The following is a 14591-nucleotide window of genomic DNA, read 5'->3' as shown; positions in this document are numbered from 1 at the left end:
GTGCCGGCCGCTGGCCGGCTCGCCAAGAACCCGGGCACTACCGGGGTGTTCTGACAGTGTCGGAAAGCCGGCCAGCGGCCGGCATACCGGGGCCGGTCAGTCGCCGCCCTTGTCGGCGTTGGCCGCGCAGGCGAACGTCTTGCGCTTGACCTGCAGGCGGCCGTTCATGCGGTCGGTCACCGGCAGCGCGTCGCCGTTCAAGCGCCAGTCGTAGATCACGCTGAAAGCCAGGATGCGCGCGACGTACTCACGGGTTTCCTTGTAGCTGATGGTTTCGATCCAGATGTCCGGATCAAAGCCCGGACGCTGCGACTGCCAGCGGGCGGTCGGGGTCGGGCCGGCGTTGTAGGCGGCGATGGTGACGTAGGGCAGCCCGTCGTACTTGTTCATCAGCTGGCGCAGGTAGGCCGTGCCGATCGCGATGTTGGTGTCCGCGTCGTACAGGCTGGCGGCCCCCCCGTAGTTGGTCAGGCCGATCGACTTGGCCACGGCCGCACCGGTGGCCGGCAGGACCTGCATCAGGCCCATGGCGTTGGCCGGCGAGCGCGCCTTCGGATTGAAGATGCTCTCGGCGCGGATCTCCGCGGCGACCCAGGCCGGGTCGATGGCGTTGCGCGCCGACTCGCGGCGGATGCTGGCGTCGTGGTGCAGCGGGAAGCGCAGCGAGTACAGGCGCTGCTCGTCCGGGGTCTTGCCGAGCGAGAACACCGCACGATCGAACCAGCCGTTGTCGCGGGCGACTTCCACGGCGAGGCGACGCTGGGTGGTGTCGTAGCGGCTCAGGGCGTCGTTCCACTCGGCCACGGCCCAGCCTGCCCGTTCGATCTTGAACAGCTCCATCGCCCGCACGATCGCCGGGTCCCGCGCGACCGCTGCCTGCGCCTGGGCGCTGTCGTTGGGTTCCCACGGGCACAGCGTGTAGTTCTGGCCGAGCTGGTCGGCGGCGAGGAAGCCGTGGAAGGTGGCCGCACGGGCCGCCTCACGGAAGGCGGCCTGCGCTTCACTGCGCTTGCCGGTCTTGTCCAGCATGCGCGCTTCGAAATAGCGCCAGCGCGAGTCGGCGCGCTGGGTAGGGCCCATCTTGCGGATCGCCGTCAATGCCGCCGGCCAGTCGCCGCGCGACAGTGCTTCGCGTGCGCGCCATTCGTGCAGGCGCTCGTCGTACGCCGATTCGGGCACGGCGTTGAGGCGGCGGGCGGATTCGGGACCGTACGAGGCCACCGTCCACAGCGCGATCTGGTACAGCACCTGCGCACGTTGCGCGGCGCTCAGCTGCAGCGCATCGGCGTACTGCGGCAGCTGCTGTTCGGTAGCGCCCGGGTCGGCCTTGGCCAGCTTGGCCAGGCCATCGGTGGCGATGCGCCGGCTGCGTTCGTTGCGCGGCCAGTTCAGTGCGCTGGCGTTGGGTTTGTCGACGAACGCGGCATAGGTGTTGGCCAGCGCCAGATCGGCCGCCGGCAGGCCGCGTGCGGCGCTGCGCATTACCGCAGGCTGCTGCTCATCGGCCGCAGCGTCGATACGTGCCCAGCGCAGTTCGGCGTTCAGGCCACCCTTGGCATCCAGTACCGCGAAGACCGGGTCGCAGGCATCGGGCAGCGATTTACCGGTACTGCGCCAGATCGCCTGGGCCTCGCTGACCCACTGTGCATCGGCCCTGCCGGTGGCCTGGCGCGCATTGAGCTGGGCGCAGCGCAGGCCGACATTGGAGGTGTCGGTCCAGTTGGCCAGCAGCGTCGGCCAGTCCTGGCGCCTGGCCACGGCCGGCAGCCACACGTTGCGGAAGCTGGTAGCCACGGCCTGGCCGCTGTAGCGCTTGAGGAAATCCTGGGCCTGCGCGTTGCTGACGGTATCGATGTTGCGACGCAGGTTGGCGAACTCCACCCAGCCATACAGCGGGTGCCGGCTCAATGCGGCCGCCTGGGCAGGGTCGAACTGGCCGCGCTCGGCGTTGTCGATGACGGCCTTGAGCTGCGCGCGCTGCGCATCCAGGTTCTGGGCATCGGCTACCGGGCTGACGCCGGTGCAGGCCAGCAGGACGGTCGCGCTGAAGAAATACAGGGGAAGTCGTGTCATGCCGAAAGCATAACGGGGGCGGGTGAAAGGCGGTGAGGGCAAGCCGACTCGAGGATGAACGAATCCCTGCCAGGACGCTGAAGGAGGAGGGCGTGGGGTGGTGCCTCCGACGTTGCCAACGTCCCCGATCGAGGTGCGGGTCGACGCCGGCAACCAGGCCTACTGGAACGGCCAGCCGATCGCCGTGGAGACGCTGGCGTCGCGGCTGCAGGAACAGGCGCACGACCATGCGGGCAACCTGCCGACGCTGCGCATTGCAGCCAATCCCGACGCGCACTATGACGTGATGGCCAAGGTTCTGGCCGCGGCCAACAACGCCGGGATGGACCGGATCGCGTTCGTCCAATAGCGGCCCGACAGCTCCGTTGCTTCCCCTCGAACGCCCTTGGAAACAAGGGCGTTCTTTGTTGTATGCCTCCTCTCCAAGGGCTTTCGACGCAGCGCGCCCACGCAGTCGGCTTTGTCGACTACGCGTGAAAGAGTGGCGTGCGTCACTCCTTCACATTTACAGGTTGTTTACAAAGGAGACACTGCCGCCATGCAGGGGGGGCGCGGCAGGTCCGCCCACCATTCCTTTGGAGAGAGAGCGAATGAACAACCTGCATCACCGCCCGCTGGCGGTTGCCGTATCGCTGTGCCTGCTGCTGGCTGCGCCGGCACTGGTCAGTGCACAGGACGCGCCACGCAGTACTACCGACCTGGACCGGGTGGAAGTGACCGGCAGCCGCATCAAGCGGGCCGAGGTGGAAGGGCAGGTACCGATCCAGACCCTGACCCGCACCGAGATCGAGCGCACCGGCCTGACCTCGATCGGCGATGTGCTGCAGCAGCTGACCGGTTCCGGTTCGGCGCTCAATGCGAAGTTCAATTCCTCCGGCAACTTCGGCTTCCCGCCGGATGGCAGCGGCGTGGGCGCGGGCTCGGCCCAGGTCGATCTGCGCCATCTGGGCGCGAAGCGGGTCCTGGTGCTGGTCGACGGCATCCGGTGGGTCAATGAGTCCTCCGCTTCCGGCGTGGGCGCGGCGACCGATCTGAACACCATTCCGCTCGCCATCGTCGAGCGCATCGAAGTGCTCGAAGACGGCGCCTCCTCGCTGTACGGCTCCGACGCCATCGCCGGTGTGGTGAACATCATCACCCGCCGCGAATTCGACGGCGCGCAGGTGACGATGAACTACGGCGAGTACAGCAAGGGCGACGGCACCCAGAAGGGCGTGGACCTGGCGTGGGGCACCCGCGGCGACCGCTACAGCCTGTTCCTCGGCGCCAGCTGGACCAAGCAGGATCCGGTGTATGCGCGCGACCGCGAGCAGTCGCGCTTCCCGATCCCGGGCACCGGACTGGCGTTCGGCAGTGGCGGCATTCCGCAGGGGCGCTTCAAGATCATCGACCCCACTTCCGGATTGTTGCAGGACATCGTGCCCAATACCGGGGTGAGCAACCCACGTTACGACGGCAGTGCCGGCTGCACCCGCAGCGATGATTACCACTGCTTTACTTCCGCCGACCGCTTCAACTTCGCCGACTACAACATGGTGCTCACCCCGTCCGAGCGGAAGGGCATCTTCGGCCAGTTCCGTTTCGACCTCACCGATGACATCCAGTGGTACATCAAGGCACTGGGCAACCGCCGCGAATCCACCAACCAGGCCGCACCCGAGCCGCTGTTCTTCGGCCCCGATGGCGCCACCGGCAATCCGCTGGCGGACAATATCGTGGTCTCCGGGCTCAACCCGTATAACCCGTTCGGCTTCGATCTGGTTGCATCGGACAATATGATTTTGATCGGCCGCCGCCCGGTGGAAGGCGGCGCGCGCGTATACGAGCAGGAGGTCAACACCCAGTACTTCGCCACCGGTCTGGTCGGCCAGTTCCAGGCGGCGGACCGCAGCTGGTTCTGGGACCTCAACGGGATGTACAGCAAGAACAAGGCCGAGCAGACCAACTACGGCAGCTACGACATCTACAAGGTCAACATGGCGCTGGGCGATCCGGCGGTGTGCGCGGCCACGCCGGGCTGCGTGCCGCTGAACATCTTCGGTGGCGTCGGCTCGATCACGCCGGACATGCTGCGCTGGATCCAGCCGGTGGTGCTCGACCGCAGCCAGAACGAGTTGAGCCTGTTCACCGCCAACCTCAGCAGCGAACTGTTCACCCTGCCGGCCGGCCCGGTCTCGTTCGCCACCGGCTACGAGTACCGCAAGTACGAGGGCCGCTACGATCCGGATCCGCTGACCGTGATCGGCCACTACAACGGCGTACCCTCGCTGCCCACGTCCGGCTCCTACGATGTCAACGAGGCCTACCTGGAGTTGAGCGTGCCGATCTTCGCCAAGAGCGCGCTCGGCGAGAAGCTCGACCTGAGCCTGGCAGGGCGCTACTCGGACTACTCGACCTTCGGTGGCGAGTTCACGCCGAAGTACGGCCTGCGCTGGCAGGTGACCAACGACTTCGTGCTGCGCACCAGCTACGCCGAAGGCTTCCGTGCGCCGTCGATCGGTGAACTGTACGGCTCGGCCGCGCGTGCCGACCTGCAGCTGTTCGATCCCTGCTCGGTCGGGCTGGGTGGCACGCCGCCCCGCGGCAATGCGGCCAACTGCGCCGCCCTCGGCGTGCCCGGCGGCTTCCAGCAGGCCAACTCGCAGATTTCGGTCACCACCGGCGGCAACGCCGAGCTGGATCCGGAGCGCTCGCGCAGCTTCAGTGCCGGCTTCGTGTGGAGCCCGTGGTTCGGCAGCAATGCATCCTGGTCGGAGCGCTTCGATGTCGAGGTGACGTTCTACCGCCACCACATCGAAGGCGCGATCCAGGCGATCAACGCCCAGACCCAGCTCGACCTGTGCGTGGATACGCTGGACCCGCTGTACTGCGCCGGCATCACGCGGGCCTCCACCGGCGCGGTCAGCAGCTTCAACAACCGGCTGACCAACCTGGGCTCGATCAAGACCGATGGCTGGGATGTGGACCTGTTCTGGACCCTGCCGCAGACGGAGATCGGCCAGTTCAAGCTGGGCTGGCAGAACACCTTCGTCGGGCGTTACGAGGCCTTGGGGGCCGCGGGACAGAAGCAGCCGCAGGAGCCGGGCGTGGAAGTGGCCGACAGCTCGATTCCGGAATGGACCAGCAATGCCACGCTGAGCTGGAACCTGTCCAACTGGAACGCCTCCTGGACGGTGCGCCATATCTCCAAGCTCACCGAAGAGTGCGGCGATGTGGCCGCCTTCCCGATCTGCGGCAACCAGGCCGAGGGCACCAACGAACTGGCGGCGACCACCTTCCACGACATGCAGGTGGGCTACAAGGTCGACTGGATGAAGGGGCTGCAGCTCAGCGCCGGCCTGAACAACGTGTTCGACAAGGATCCGCCGATCTGCCTGTCATGCTCGCTCAACGGCTACGACGCCTCGACCTACGACATCCCGCGCGGACGTTACTGGTACGTGCGCGCGGACCTGCGGTTCTGATCGCGGGCTGATGCGGAGGTGACACACCGGGGCGCCATCACGGCGCCCCGGTGGCGGCCTGCTGCAGCGCCGGTCATGCCCGGCTGCGTGCAGCGCCGGACAAATGCGTTGCGCATGCCGGCCATCGCGGGTGCCTGGCATGCTGGCGCATTCTGCGTCAGGCATCATGGGGAGCCGGCCAGCGGCCGGCACTACCCCTCTCCTGAACTGCATTGCCATGAACCTGCATACCTGGTGGATCTTCGCCGTCACCGTGTTCGTCCTGTGCGGCACGCCCGGCCCGAACATGCTGCACGTGATGACCCGCAGCGTGCGGGTCGGCTTCCGCCGCAGCATCGCTGCGATGGCCGGCTGCCTGACCGCGCTGGTGCTGGCCCTGGCGATCTCCGCCGCCGGGCTGGGCGCGGTGCTCAAGGCGTCGCCGATGGTCTTCGACGTGCTGCGCTATGCCGGCGTGGCGTATCTGGTCTACCTGGGCATCAAGGCCTGGCGTGGCGGTGATGCGCCGATCGACGTGGGCAGCACCACGGCGCTGGTGCCCAGTTCGCGCACCGTACTGTTCCGCGACGGCTTCATCATCGGCATCAGCAACCCGAAGCTGCTGCTGTTCGCCTCCGCGTTCCTGCCGCAGTTCGTCGATCTCGCCCAGCCGCAGCTGCCGCAGTTCGTGATCCTGGTGGGCACCTTCGCGGTGATGGAGATGTTCTGGTACGCGGTGTACGCCGCCGGCGGTCGCGGCCTGGCCGGTCATCTGGCCAAGCCGGGGCTGCGCAAGGTGTTCGACCGCGTGGTGGGCACGATCTTCATCGGGTTTGGATTGGCGCTGCTGCGCGCGCGACCGTAGTCGGGCTGATGTGACAGCCCGGACAGCAGAGACGTCAATGGCGCGCTAGTGGGCGGCATCAACGCAGAAACAACCTTCATTTCGAGGCATCGCTGCACTCCGACGCATCTAGTCTGCTGAATGCCAACTCGGCAAACCTTTAGGAGGACGCAATGAAGAAGACTCTCTCTGCATCGCTGCAGGCCGCAGCGCTGGGGCAAACAGTCTACGGGTGCATGGATATCTGGAACGGCGTGGCGATGCCGTGTGCAGCAATGACCGCGATCCTGCTGATGGCCCTAGGTCTCCATCTACGCACGCGGGCCGCGTGAGTGGAGGAGGCTGCGGGACGCGCGGATGAACGATGAAAATGCAAAAGGCCGGGAAACTCCCGGCCTTTTGTTTCTCATTTCATGGCTGTTCCGAACGTCAGAACGACCAGTTGAATGTGATCGACCCGTTCCGGCCATCGCCGTAGGCGCCATAGCCGGTGATCTGCGAGAGGTACTTCTTGTCGAGCAGGTTGTTGAGGTTGGCCTGCACGCTGAACTCCGGGGAGATGCGGTAGCGCACGAAGGCACTCACCAGCGCGTAGCCTTCCTGTTCGAAGCGGCCAAGGTCTGGGATCGGATAGTAGATCCGATTCTGCCAGTTGGCGCCGCCACCGACCGTCAGTGCGGTGAGCGACTGCGGGGTGTAGCTGGTGAAAAGCTTGATCGTGGTCTGCGGCAGGTTCGTGTTGATGTCCGCGCCGTCTATGTCCTTCGCCACGTACCGTGACGCACCGAAGGTGGCGTTCCAGCCCGGAGCGAGCTCGCCGTTGAGTTCGAACTCAACGCCTCGGCTTACGGTGCCGCGCGCGGCGATGTAGGCCGTTTCGAGTTCATTGCCGTCTACCTTGTCCATCGTGGGCTGGCCCACATTGTCCTGCTCGATGCGGAACACAGCTAGCGATGCGTTAAGGCGGTTATCGAACCACGCCCCCTTGACGCCCACTTCATAGCTCTTGCCATCGACCGGATCCAGATAGCTGCCCGACTTGGTGCGCAGCGTCTGCGGCTGGAAGATCTCAGTGTAGCTGGCGTAGGTGGAGTATGTGGCGTTGAGGTCGTAGACCAGACCCGCATACGGGGTGGTGACCTTGTGCGAACGGTCGGCGCCTTCACCTTCGCTCTTCCAGTCGGTGTAACGGGCACCAAGGATCAGCTTCAACGGATCGGCCAGCGAGAGGCGGGTCGCCGCGTAGCCGGCCTTCTGGGTGATGGTGCCCTGGCTGGCCAGGCTCAGCGGATTCCAGTTCGGTTCCGGGAAGTTGCCGGTCCAGTTGAGATAGTTGTCGATCGGGCCCCACGCGGAGCCGGCGCCGCCGATCTGGAAGTCACCGTAGTTGGCGTACTCGCGCTTGTTGTAGCTCAGGCCAGCCATGAACTGGTGCTCGCGGCCGAACAGCTGGAACGGACCTTCCACGAAGCCGTCCACGCTGTCGACTTTGCGCTCGGTGTTGTACAAACCGGCCATCGGCGTGATGCCGCTGCCGGTCACCTTGTCGAACGCGGTGTACGAAGGGTAGAACAGCTTGTCGTTGGCGTTGGTCTTGTCGTGGGTCGCGCCGACCTTGATCTTCCAGTCATTGGCGAAGGCGTGTTCCAGCGTGGCGAACAGGCGCTTGCTGGTGGTGTCCCAGTAGGTCCAGCCCGGGTTGGCGCTGAAGGACTCGTCGTACGGCGTGGGCGTGCCGTCGGAGTACCACATCGGGAAGCCACCCCAGGTCGCGCCGTTGGCCCGCTTCTGCTGGTAGTCGTAGCCCACGCTCAGCTGGGTGTCCGGGGTCAGGTCGGCGTCGATCACCGCATAGCCCAGCGTCTTGTGCTGGTCGTAGCGGTCCATCTGCGATTCGGTGTCCAGGTAGCTGCCGATCACGCGCGCGCGCACCGAGCCGCTGGCGTTCAGCGGGGTGGTCACGTCCACCGTGCTGCGGGTGCGGCCCCAGCTGCCGACGTTGACCGACACGTTGCCGGTCAGCTCGGCGCTGTCGGCATGCTTGCGGATCAGGTTCACCGAGGCGGACGGGTTGCCGGCGCCGGACAGCAGGCCGGTGGCGCCACGCACCACTTCCACGCGGTCATACAGGGCCAGGTCCAGGCCGGAATCGCCGTAGCTCCAGTTCTGCACCATCTGCGTCGGCAGGCCGTCGAACTGGTAGCTGTCGATGTAGAAGCCGCGCGCGTAGAACTCGGTGCGCTCGGTATCGGACTGGGTGCTGCTCACGCCGGTGGTGTTGGCGAGGACGTCGATGATGTCATCGAGGTTCTGATCCTCGATGCGCTGGTGGCTGATGATGCTGACCGACTGCGGGATCTCGCGCGGGGCCAGATCGAAGCGGGTACCGGCCGAGGTCCTGCGGACCGAATAGCCTTCGGCGCGCTCGCCCTTGACCACGATCCTGTCCAGGGTGGTGGCGTCGGCGGTGGCATCCTGCGCGAAGGCAGGCGCGACAGCGAGGGTGCACAGGGCCACCAGCAAGGCCTGCGGCAGCGGGCGGCGGTGCATCGACGGGCGGGACAGCGCGTGGGCGGAGCGGGTCATCGGCGTTTCCAGAAAGGCGGCAACGCGCATGGCCGGCGTCCTGGGTGGCCTGCGGCGGAGCGGAGTGGGGGCAGGCAGCGGCTGGCGGGGGCGTAGACCCGACGCGGGCTCGATAACTGTTCGCGGGCGCGCATCCCTTACGCGACCCGGATCACACTATGGTAATAGCAATGATTCGCATCATCAACCGCATCGGACCTCGGCACGGCTGCGCAAGGCCGGCAACTCAGGGCGCACTCGTATTCATACTTCCCGCTGCCGAGCCGCCGCGCAGGCGCGCCTCGTGGGTCGCCGAAGCTACCCGCGCGCTGGGTTAACAGCTCCGTCGCTACCCTGAGCCTGCGCTGGGTGGACAGCCTGAGCCTTTGCGCGATCCGGCGGCCCCGCGCATGCCAGGCCGCCTTCCTCCGCTGCAGGAGATGCCCATGGTCAGCAAGAATACGATCTGTCTCTGGTTCGACGGCACCGCTCTGGAGGCCGCCACGTTCTACGCCGCCACCTTCCCGGACAGTGCGGTGCATGCGGTGCATCACGCACCGGGCGACTTCCCCTCCGGCAAACAGGGGGACGTACTCACCGTCGATTTCACCGTCGCCGGCATTCCCTGCCTCGGGCTCAACGGCGGCCCGGCGTTCAAGCACAGCGAAGCCTTCTCCTTCCAGATCGCGACCGATGACCAGGCCGAGACTGACCGGCTCTGGAACGCGATCGTAGGCAATGGCGGCGAGGAAAGCGCCTGCGGCTGGTGCCGCGACAAGTGGGGCCTGTCCTGGCAGATCACCCCGCGGGTACTGACCGACGCGGTGACCAGCAAGGACCCCGCCGTGGCCCGGCGCGCGTTCGAGGCGATGATGACGATGCGCAGGATCGACGTGGCGGCCATCGAGGCGGCGGTGAAGGGCTGAGGCGGCCTGCGCGGCGAGCGGCAGCCGGCAGCAAGAACGATCAAATGACACGCCGCGCGCTGGGTTACGCTGCGGACCCGTTCATCGGCATGGATCTGGCGGCATGGGTGCGGCACGCAGGGCCCTGTGGTACATCGAAAGCCACTTCGCTGAAAACCCGTCGCTGGCCGATATCGCCGGCGTGGTCGGGCTGTCCCCGTTCCATCTCTCACGCCTGTTCCAGCTCGGCACCGGCACCTCGGTGGTGCGCTATCTGCGTGGGCGCCGGCTGACCGAAGCCGCACGCCAGCTGGCGGCCGGCGCCGGTGACATCCTCGGTGTCGCGATGGCCGCCGGGTACGGCTCGCATGCGGCATTTACCCGCGCGTTCTCCGAGCAGTTCCAGCGCTCGCCCGAGCAGGTCCGCGAGCACGGGCTTCCTGGTCTGGCGCTGGTGGAGGCCTTGAAGCTGGATGACGCCGCCACCCCCTGCATGATCGAGCCGCATCGCGCGTACCGCGGTGCCCTGCGCGTCGCCGGTATCGGTGCACGCCATACATCCGCGACCGTCGCATCGATTCCCTCGCAGTGGCAGCGCTTGGACGAGGCGCATGGCCTGGGCGCGGAGATCGCCTATGGGGTGTGCGGCAACAATGATGCCGACGGCGGCTTCGACTACATCGCCGGGGTGGAGATCCGTGCCTCCGCGCCCGTGCCCGCAGGCTGGCAGGCGATCTCGATCGCGCCCCGCGAGTACCTCATCGCCTGGCACGCCGGGCACATCTCGGCGATCCGTTCCACCTGGTTCTGGTTGTTGAACGACTATCTGCCGGGCTCCGGCCTGACCCTCGCCGATGCACCGGACCTGGAGCGCTATGACGCGCGCTTCGATGACCGCAGCGGCCACGGCGGGGTGGAGATCTGGCTGCCCCTGGCCGACACGCTGCCCCCCAAGGAGATCGACCCATGCGAATGAACGCCCGTTGCTGCGCCGCGCTGTTGTGGCTCTGCCTGCCCACGTTTGCCGTGGCCGCCGCGCCGCCGGTCGGAGAGCGCCACGGCATCGCGCATACGCCGAGTGCGGCCGTGCGCGATGCCGACCACCGCGACAGCGTGCGCTATACCGTGTGGTACCCGGCCCAGTCCGGTGCGCAGGAAACCGCGCTGACGATCGGCCCGCCGGGCGCGCCGTTGTTCGAGGTGGGCACGGCCGCCGCCGATGCCGCCATGGCCAAAGGACGCTGGCCGGTCCTGCTGCTCTCGCACGGCAACGGCGGCAGCGCACGGATGATGGGCTGGTTTGGCACCGCGATGGCGCGGGCAGGGTATGTGGTGATCGCGGTGGATCATCCCGGCAACAACGGCGTGGACCCGATGACCGAGGCGGGCAGCATCCTGATGTGGAACCGCGTGGATGACCTCGCGGCCGCACTGGCCGCCGTGCAGGCCGACCCTGCGCTGGCGACGGACATCGACACCACGCGGCTGGGCATCGCGGGCTATTCGGCCGGTGGGTTCACGGCCCTGGTCGCCGCGGGTGCCCGGCCGGACGTGCAGCGGCTGCTGGCGTTCTGCCGCGCGCATCCCGCCGATGGGGTCTGCGCGCCCCAGGCGGAGAACCCGACGCTGACGCTAGCGCGCCGGATACGCGTGGCGGCCACCCCCGAACTCGCCCCGTGGGTCGCCACGTCGGGAGACGATCGCGCGCTCCCGGCTGTCCGCGCGGTGTTCCTGATCGCCCCGGCGATGGTGCAGGCCTTCGCGCCGGAGGAACTGGGCAAGGTGCCGTCGCCGGTCTCCATCATCGTCGGAGCGGCCGACACGGTGGCAGCGCCCGCCACCAACAGCGAGGTCGCGGCCGCGGCACTTCCGAAGGCGAGGCTGACCACCCTGCCGGCAGTCGGTCACTACGATTTCCTGTCCAGCTGCACCGCGCTCGGAAAGACGCGCGTCGGTGCACTGTGCCAGTTGGCGGCCGACCAGAACGCCACGCACGGCGCCGCGATCACCGAAGCCAGGGCCTTGTTCGACGCGGCGTTGTCGGCCACGCGCTGATGCGGGGGCGTGCCCCGTCCAGGCAGCCCTCAGGATCAGCGGGAGAGCAGCGTCGGCCGACGATCCGCAATATCCTGTGCGGATGTCGACCTCCCGCCTCTCTTCCTTCATTCCCGCCCTGGCCGTGCTCGGCTCGGTCACCTCGCTGGCCGTGGGCACCTCGTATGCCAAACAGCTGTTCCCGTTGATTGGCGCGCAGGGCACCAGCGCACTGCGCGTGGGCTTCTCGGCGCTGGTGCTGCTGATGGTGTTCCGGCCGTGGCGCTGGACCACCTCGCGTGCCGATGCCGGCGCGATCATCCGCTACGGCGTCACGCTCGGGGTGATGAACCTGCTGTTCTACATGGCCTTGCGCACGATCCCGTTCGGCATCGCGGTGGCGATCGAATTCTGCGGGCCGCTGGCGGTGGCGATGTGGTCCTCGCGGCGGCCGGTCGACTTTGTGTGGGTGGGCTGTGCGCTGGTCGGGTTGTTGCTGCTGCTGCCGTTGGGCCATGGCGAGCCGCTGGATCCGGTCGGGGTGATGTTCGCCCTCGGCGCGGCCGTGTGCTGGGCGATGTACATCATCTTCGGCAAGCGCGCCGGCCACCTGCCGGCCGGGCATACCGTGTCGCTGGGTCTGTGCGCGGCGGCATTGGTGGTGGTGCCGGTGGGCGTGGCGCACGCGGGCATGGCGCTGCTGGATCCGAAGATCCTGTTGTTCGGCCTCGGCGTGGCGATCGTTTCCAGCGCGATCCCGATGTCGCTGGAGATGATGGCGCTCAAGCGGTTGCCGAAGGAGACCTTCGGCATCCTGATCAGCATGGAGCCGGCGGTCGCGGCGCTGCTGGCGATGGGGTTGCTGGCCGAACACCTGACCCCGCTGCAGTGGGCGGCGATCGGCTGCACGGTGGTGGCGTCGGTGGGCAGCACGGTGACCGCGAAACGGGCGGTGTCCGTGGTGCCGGGCGCGCCGGGGTGATCGTGATGCCGTGACCGGCGCGCCGACCAACGGTCGGCGCCTACCGATGGATCGCTGCGCCCTCAGCGCCGTGCCGGGGCGTCTCCGGCCACGTAGTACGCCGCGGTGCTGCGCGGCAGCGGGGCACGCCCGCGGATCCGGTCGGCGATCTTCTCGGCGATCATGATCGTGGTGGCGTTGAGGTTGCCGGTGATGATGCGCGGCATGATCGAGGCATCGACGACGCGCAGGCTTTCCATGCCATGCACCCGGCCCTGGCCGTCGACCACGCTCATCGCGTCGGTGCCCATCGCACACGAGCACGACGGGTGATACGCCGTCTCGGCATGCGCGCGCACGAAGGCATCCAGTTCCGCATCGGTCTGGCACTCGGCGCTCGGGCTGATCTCGCGCCCGCGGTACTCGTCCAGCGCGGGCTGGGCGATGATCTCGCGGGTGATGCGGATCGCATCGCGGAATTCCTGCCAATCCTGGTCGGTGGACTGGTAATTGAACAGGATGGAAGGGTGCTCGCGCGGGTCCAGCGACTTCGCGTGCACGCGGCCGCGGCTGGGCGTGCGCATCGAGCCGACGTGTGCCTGGAAACCGTGTTCCTTGACCGCGTTGGTGCCGTTGTAATTGATCGCCACCGGCAGGAAGTGGTACTGGATGTTCGGCCAGTCGAAGTCCTCGCGGGTGCGGATGAAACCACCGGCTTCGAACTGGTTGCTGGCACCGATGCCGGTGCCGTTGAACAGCCACTCCGCGCCGATCGCCGGCTGGTTCCACCACTGCAGTGCGGGATACAGCGAGACCGGCTTCTTGCAGGCGTACTGCATGTACACCTCCAGGTGGTCCTGCAGGTTCTCGCCGACGCCGGGCAGGGCGTGCACCAGCGGGACGCCGAGTGCGGCCAGCAGCGCGGGCGCGCCCACGCCGGAGCGCTGCAGGATCTGCGGCGAGGCGATCGCACCGGCGCACAGCAGCACTTCGCGGCGCGCGGTGGCATCGATCGGCTCGGCGCTGTTGCCGGCCAGGTAGCGCACGCCCACCGCGCGCTTGCCGGCGAAAAGGATGCGGTCGGTGGTGGCATGCACCACGATCTCCAGCCCCTCGCGGTCCTTGGCCATGTCCAGGTAACCGCGCGCGGTGCTGGAGCGACGCCCACGCGGGGTCACGGTGCGGTCCATCGGGCCGAAGCCTTCCTGCTGGTAGCCGTTGAGGTCGTCGGTGCGCGGGTAGCCCGCCTGCACGCCGGCCTCGACCATCGCGTGGAACAGCACGTTGTTGCCGTTCTTCGGCGTGGCCACGCTGACCGGGCCGTCGCCGCCGTGGTAATCATTGGCACCGATGTCGCGCGTCTCCGCCTTGCGGAAGTAGGGCAGCACGTCGTGGTAGCTCCAGTCTTCCAGGCCGTCGAAGCTGGCCCACTGGTCGAAGTCCATCGCGTTGCCGCGGATGTAGCACATGCCGTTGATCAGCGAGGAGCCCCCCAGGCCCTTGCCGCGGCCGCACTCCATGCGCCGGTTGTCCATGTACGGTTCCGGTTCGGTTTCATACGCCCAGTTGTAGCGGCGGCCCTGTAGCGGGTACGCCAGCGCGGCCGGCATCTGGGTGCGGAAGTCCAGCCGGTAGTCCGGGCCGCCGGCTTCCAGCAGCAGTACGCTGACGCCGGCGTCTTCAGTGAGTCGCGCGGCCAAGGTGTTGCCGGCCGAACCGGCGCCGATGATGATGTAGTCGTATTCGCGCTTCATCGCGGTGTCTCC

11 protein-coding genes are annotated in these 14591 nt (G+C 67.4%); 8 read left to right on the top strand and 3 right to left on the bottom strand.

The features are described from left to right. Positions 1 to 96 precede the first annotated feature (96 nt). Positions 97 to 2073, bottom strand: a complete 1977-nt coding sequence (locus AB9O74_RS10680) for a transglycosylase SLT domain-containing protein (RefSeq protein ID WP_369349294.1) — start codon at positions 2071 to 2073, stop codon at positions 97 to 99. A 112-nt stretch (positions 2074 to 2185) separates the two neighbouring features. Here AB9O74_RS10680 and AB9O74_RS10675 point away from each other — a divergent pair, with 112 nt between their 5' ends. The 4 genes from AB9O74_RS10675 to AB9O74_RS10660 all read left to right on the top strand — a co-directional run bounded on the left by AB9O74_RS10675 (position 2186) and on the right by AB9O74_RS10660 (position 6692). Beyond that, entirely contained in the window at positions 2186 to 2422 is a 237-nt protein-coding gene (locus AB9O74_RS10675) for an ExbD/TolR family protein (RefSeq protein ID WP_369349293.1), read from the top strand. 241 nt (positions 2423 to 2663) lie between these two features. Continuing rightward, positions 2664 to 5537, top strand: a complete 2874-nt coding sequence (locus AB9O74_RS10670; protein ID WP_369349292.1) for a TonB-dependent receptor — start codon at positions 2664 to 2666, stop codon at positions 5535 to 5537. Positions 5538 to 5754: 217 nt separating this feature from the next. Further along, on the top strand, positions 5755 to 6381 hold the full coding sequence (locus AB9O74_RS10665) for a LysE family translocator (protein ID WP_176988199.1): 627 nt from the start codon (positions 5755 to 5757) through the stop codon (positions 6379 to 6381). Between the two features lie 152 nt (positions 6382 to 6533). Beyond that, on the top strand, positions 6534 to 6692 hold the full coding sequence (locus tag AB9O74_RS10660) for a hypothetical protein (RefSeq protein WP_176988200.1): 159 nt from the start codon (positions 6534 to 6536) through the stop codon (positions 6690 to 6692). Between the two features lie 97 nt (positions 6693 to 6789). Here AB9O74_RS10660 and fhuE read toward each other — a convergent pair whose 3' ends face one another. Continuing rightward, positions 6790 to 8946 (bottom strand): ferric-rhodotorulic acid/ferric-coprogen receptor FhuE, encoded by a 2157-nt coding sequence (fhuE, locus tag AB9O74_RS10655; protein ID WP_369349291.1) that lies wholly within the window; start codon positions 8944 to 8946, stop codon positions 6790 to 6792. Positions 8947 to 9371: 425 nt separating this feature from the next. On the opposite strand from fhuE, the gene AB9O74_RS10650 reads away from it, so the two are divergent. From AB9O74_RS10650 to AB9O74_RS10635, 4 genes are all read left to right on the top strand, one after another. Next, positions 9372 to 9851 (top strand): VOC family protein, encoded by a 480-nt coding sequence (locus AB9O74_RS10650; protein WP_176988202.1) that lies wholly within the window; start codon positions 9372 to 9374, stop codon positions 9849 to 9851. A 103-nt stretch (positions 9852 to 9954) separates the two neighbouring features. After that, on the top strand, positions 9955 to 10806 hold the full coding sequence (locus AB9O74_RS10645; protein ID WP_369349290.1) for a helix-turn-helix domain-containing protein: 852 nt from the start codon (positions 9955 to 9957) through the stop codon (positions 10804 to 10806). Further along, positions 10803 to 11885, top strand: coding sequence for an alpha/beta hydrolase family protein (locus tag AB9O74_RS10640; protein ID WP_369349415.1), 1083 nt, complete (start codon positions 10803 to 10805; stop codon positions 11883 to 11885). Before AB9O74_RS10645 ends, AB9O74_RS10640 begins: the two co-directional genes overlap by 4 nt. A gap of 82 nt (positions 11886 to 11967) precedes the next feature. Continuing rightward, entirely contained in the window at positions 11968 to 12846 is an 879-nt protein-coding gene (locus AB9O74_RS10635) for an EamA family transporter (RefSeq protein ID WP_369349289.1), read from the top strand. A gap of 62 nt (positions 12847 to 12908) precedes the next feature. Here the strand turns inward: AB9O74_RS10635 and betA are convergent, their stop codons facing one another. Beyond that, positions 12909 to 14579: a choline dehydrogenase gene (gene betA, locus AB9O74_RS10630; protein WP_369349288.1), complete on the bottom strand. Its 1671-nt coding sequence runs from the start codon at positions 14577 to 14579 to the stop codon at positions 12909 to 12911. Positions 14580 to 14591: the final 12 nt, after the last annotated feature.

Source organism: Stenotrophomonas sp. JAG2 (assembly GCF_041080745.1).
GTDB lineage: Bacteria > Pseudomonadota > Gammaproteobacteria > Xanthomonadales > Xanthomonadaceae > Stenotrophomonas > Stenotrophomonas maltophilia_AA.
Note: the sequence above shows the minus strand (reverse complement) of the source record. Positions and strands in the feature narration are given on the sequence as shown.

Excerpts from the sequence above, each read along its gene's own strand:
- fhuE (WP_369349291.1), bottom strand. The coding sequence starts at position 8,946 with ATGACCCGCTCCGCCCACGCGCTGTCCCGCCCGTCGATGCACCGCCGC.
- betA (WP_369349288.1), bottom strand. The coding sequence starts at position 14,579 with ATGAAGCGCGAATACGACTACATCATCATCGGCGCCGGTTCGGCCGGC.
- AB9O74_RS10680 (WP_369349294.1), bottom strand. The coding sequence starts at position 2,073 with ATGACACGACTTCCCCTGTATTTCTTCAGCGCGACCGTCCTGCTGGCC.
- AB9O74_RS10640 (WP_369349415.1), top strand. The coding sequence starts at position 10,803 with ATGAACGCCCGTTGCTGCGCCGCGCTGTTGTGGCTCTGCCTGCCCACG.
- AB9O74_RS10660 (WP_176988200.1), top strand. The coding sequence starts at position 6,534 with ATGAAGAAGACTCTCTCTGCATCGCTGCAGGCCGCAGCGCTGGGGCAA.
- AB9O74_RS10665 (WP_176988199.1), top strand. The coding sequence starts at position 5,755 with ATGAACCTGCATACCTGGTGGATCTTCGCCGTCACCGTGTTCGTCCTG.
- AB9O74_RS10645 (WP_369349290.1), top strand. The coding sequence starts at position 9,955 with ATGGGTGCGGCACGCAGGGCCCTGTGGTACATCGAAAGCCACTTCGCT.
- AB9O74_RS10635 (WP_369349289.1), top strand. The coding sequence starts at position 11,968 with ATGTCGACCTCCCGCCTCTCTTCCTTCATTCCCGCCCTGGCCGTGCTC.
- AB9O74_RS10670 (WP_369349292.1), top strand. The coding sequence starts at position 2,664 with ATGAACAACCTGCATCACCGCCCGCTGGCGGTTGCCGTATCGCTGTGC.
- AB9O74_RS10650 (WP_176988202.1), top strand. The coding sequence starts at position 9,372 with ATGGTCAGCAAGAATACGATCTGTCTCTGGTTCGACGGCACCGCTCTG.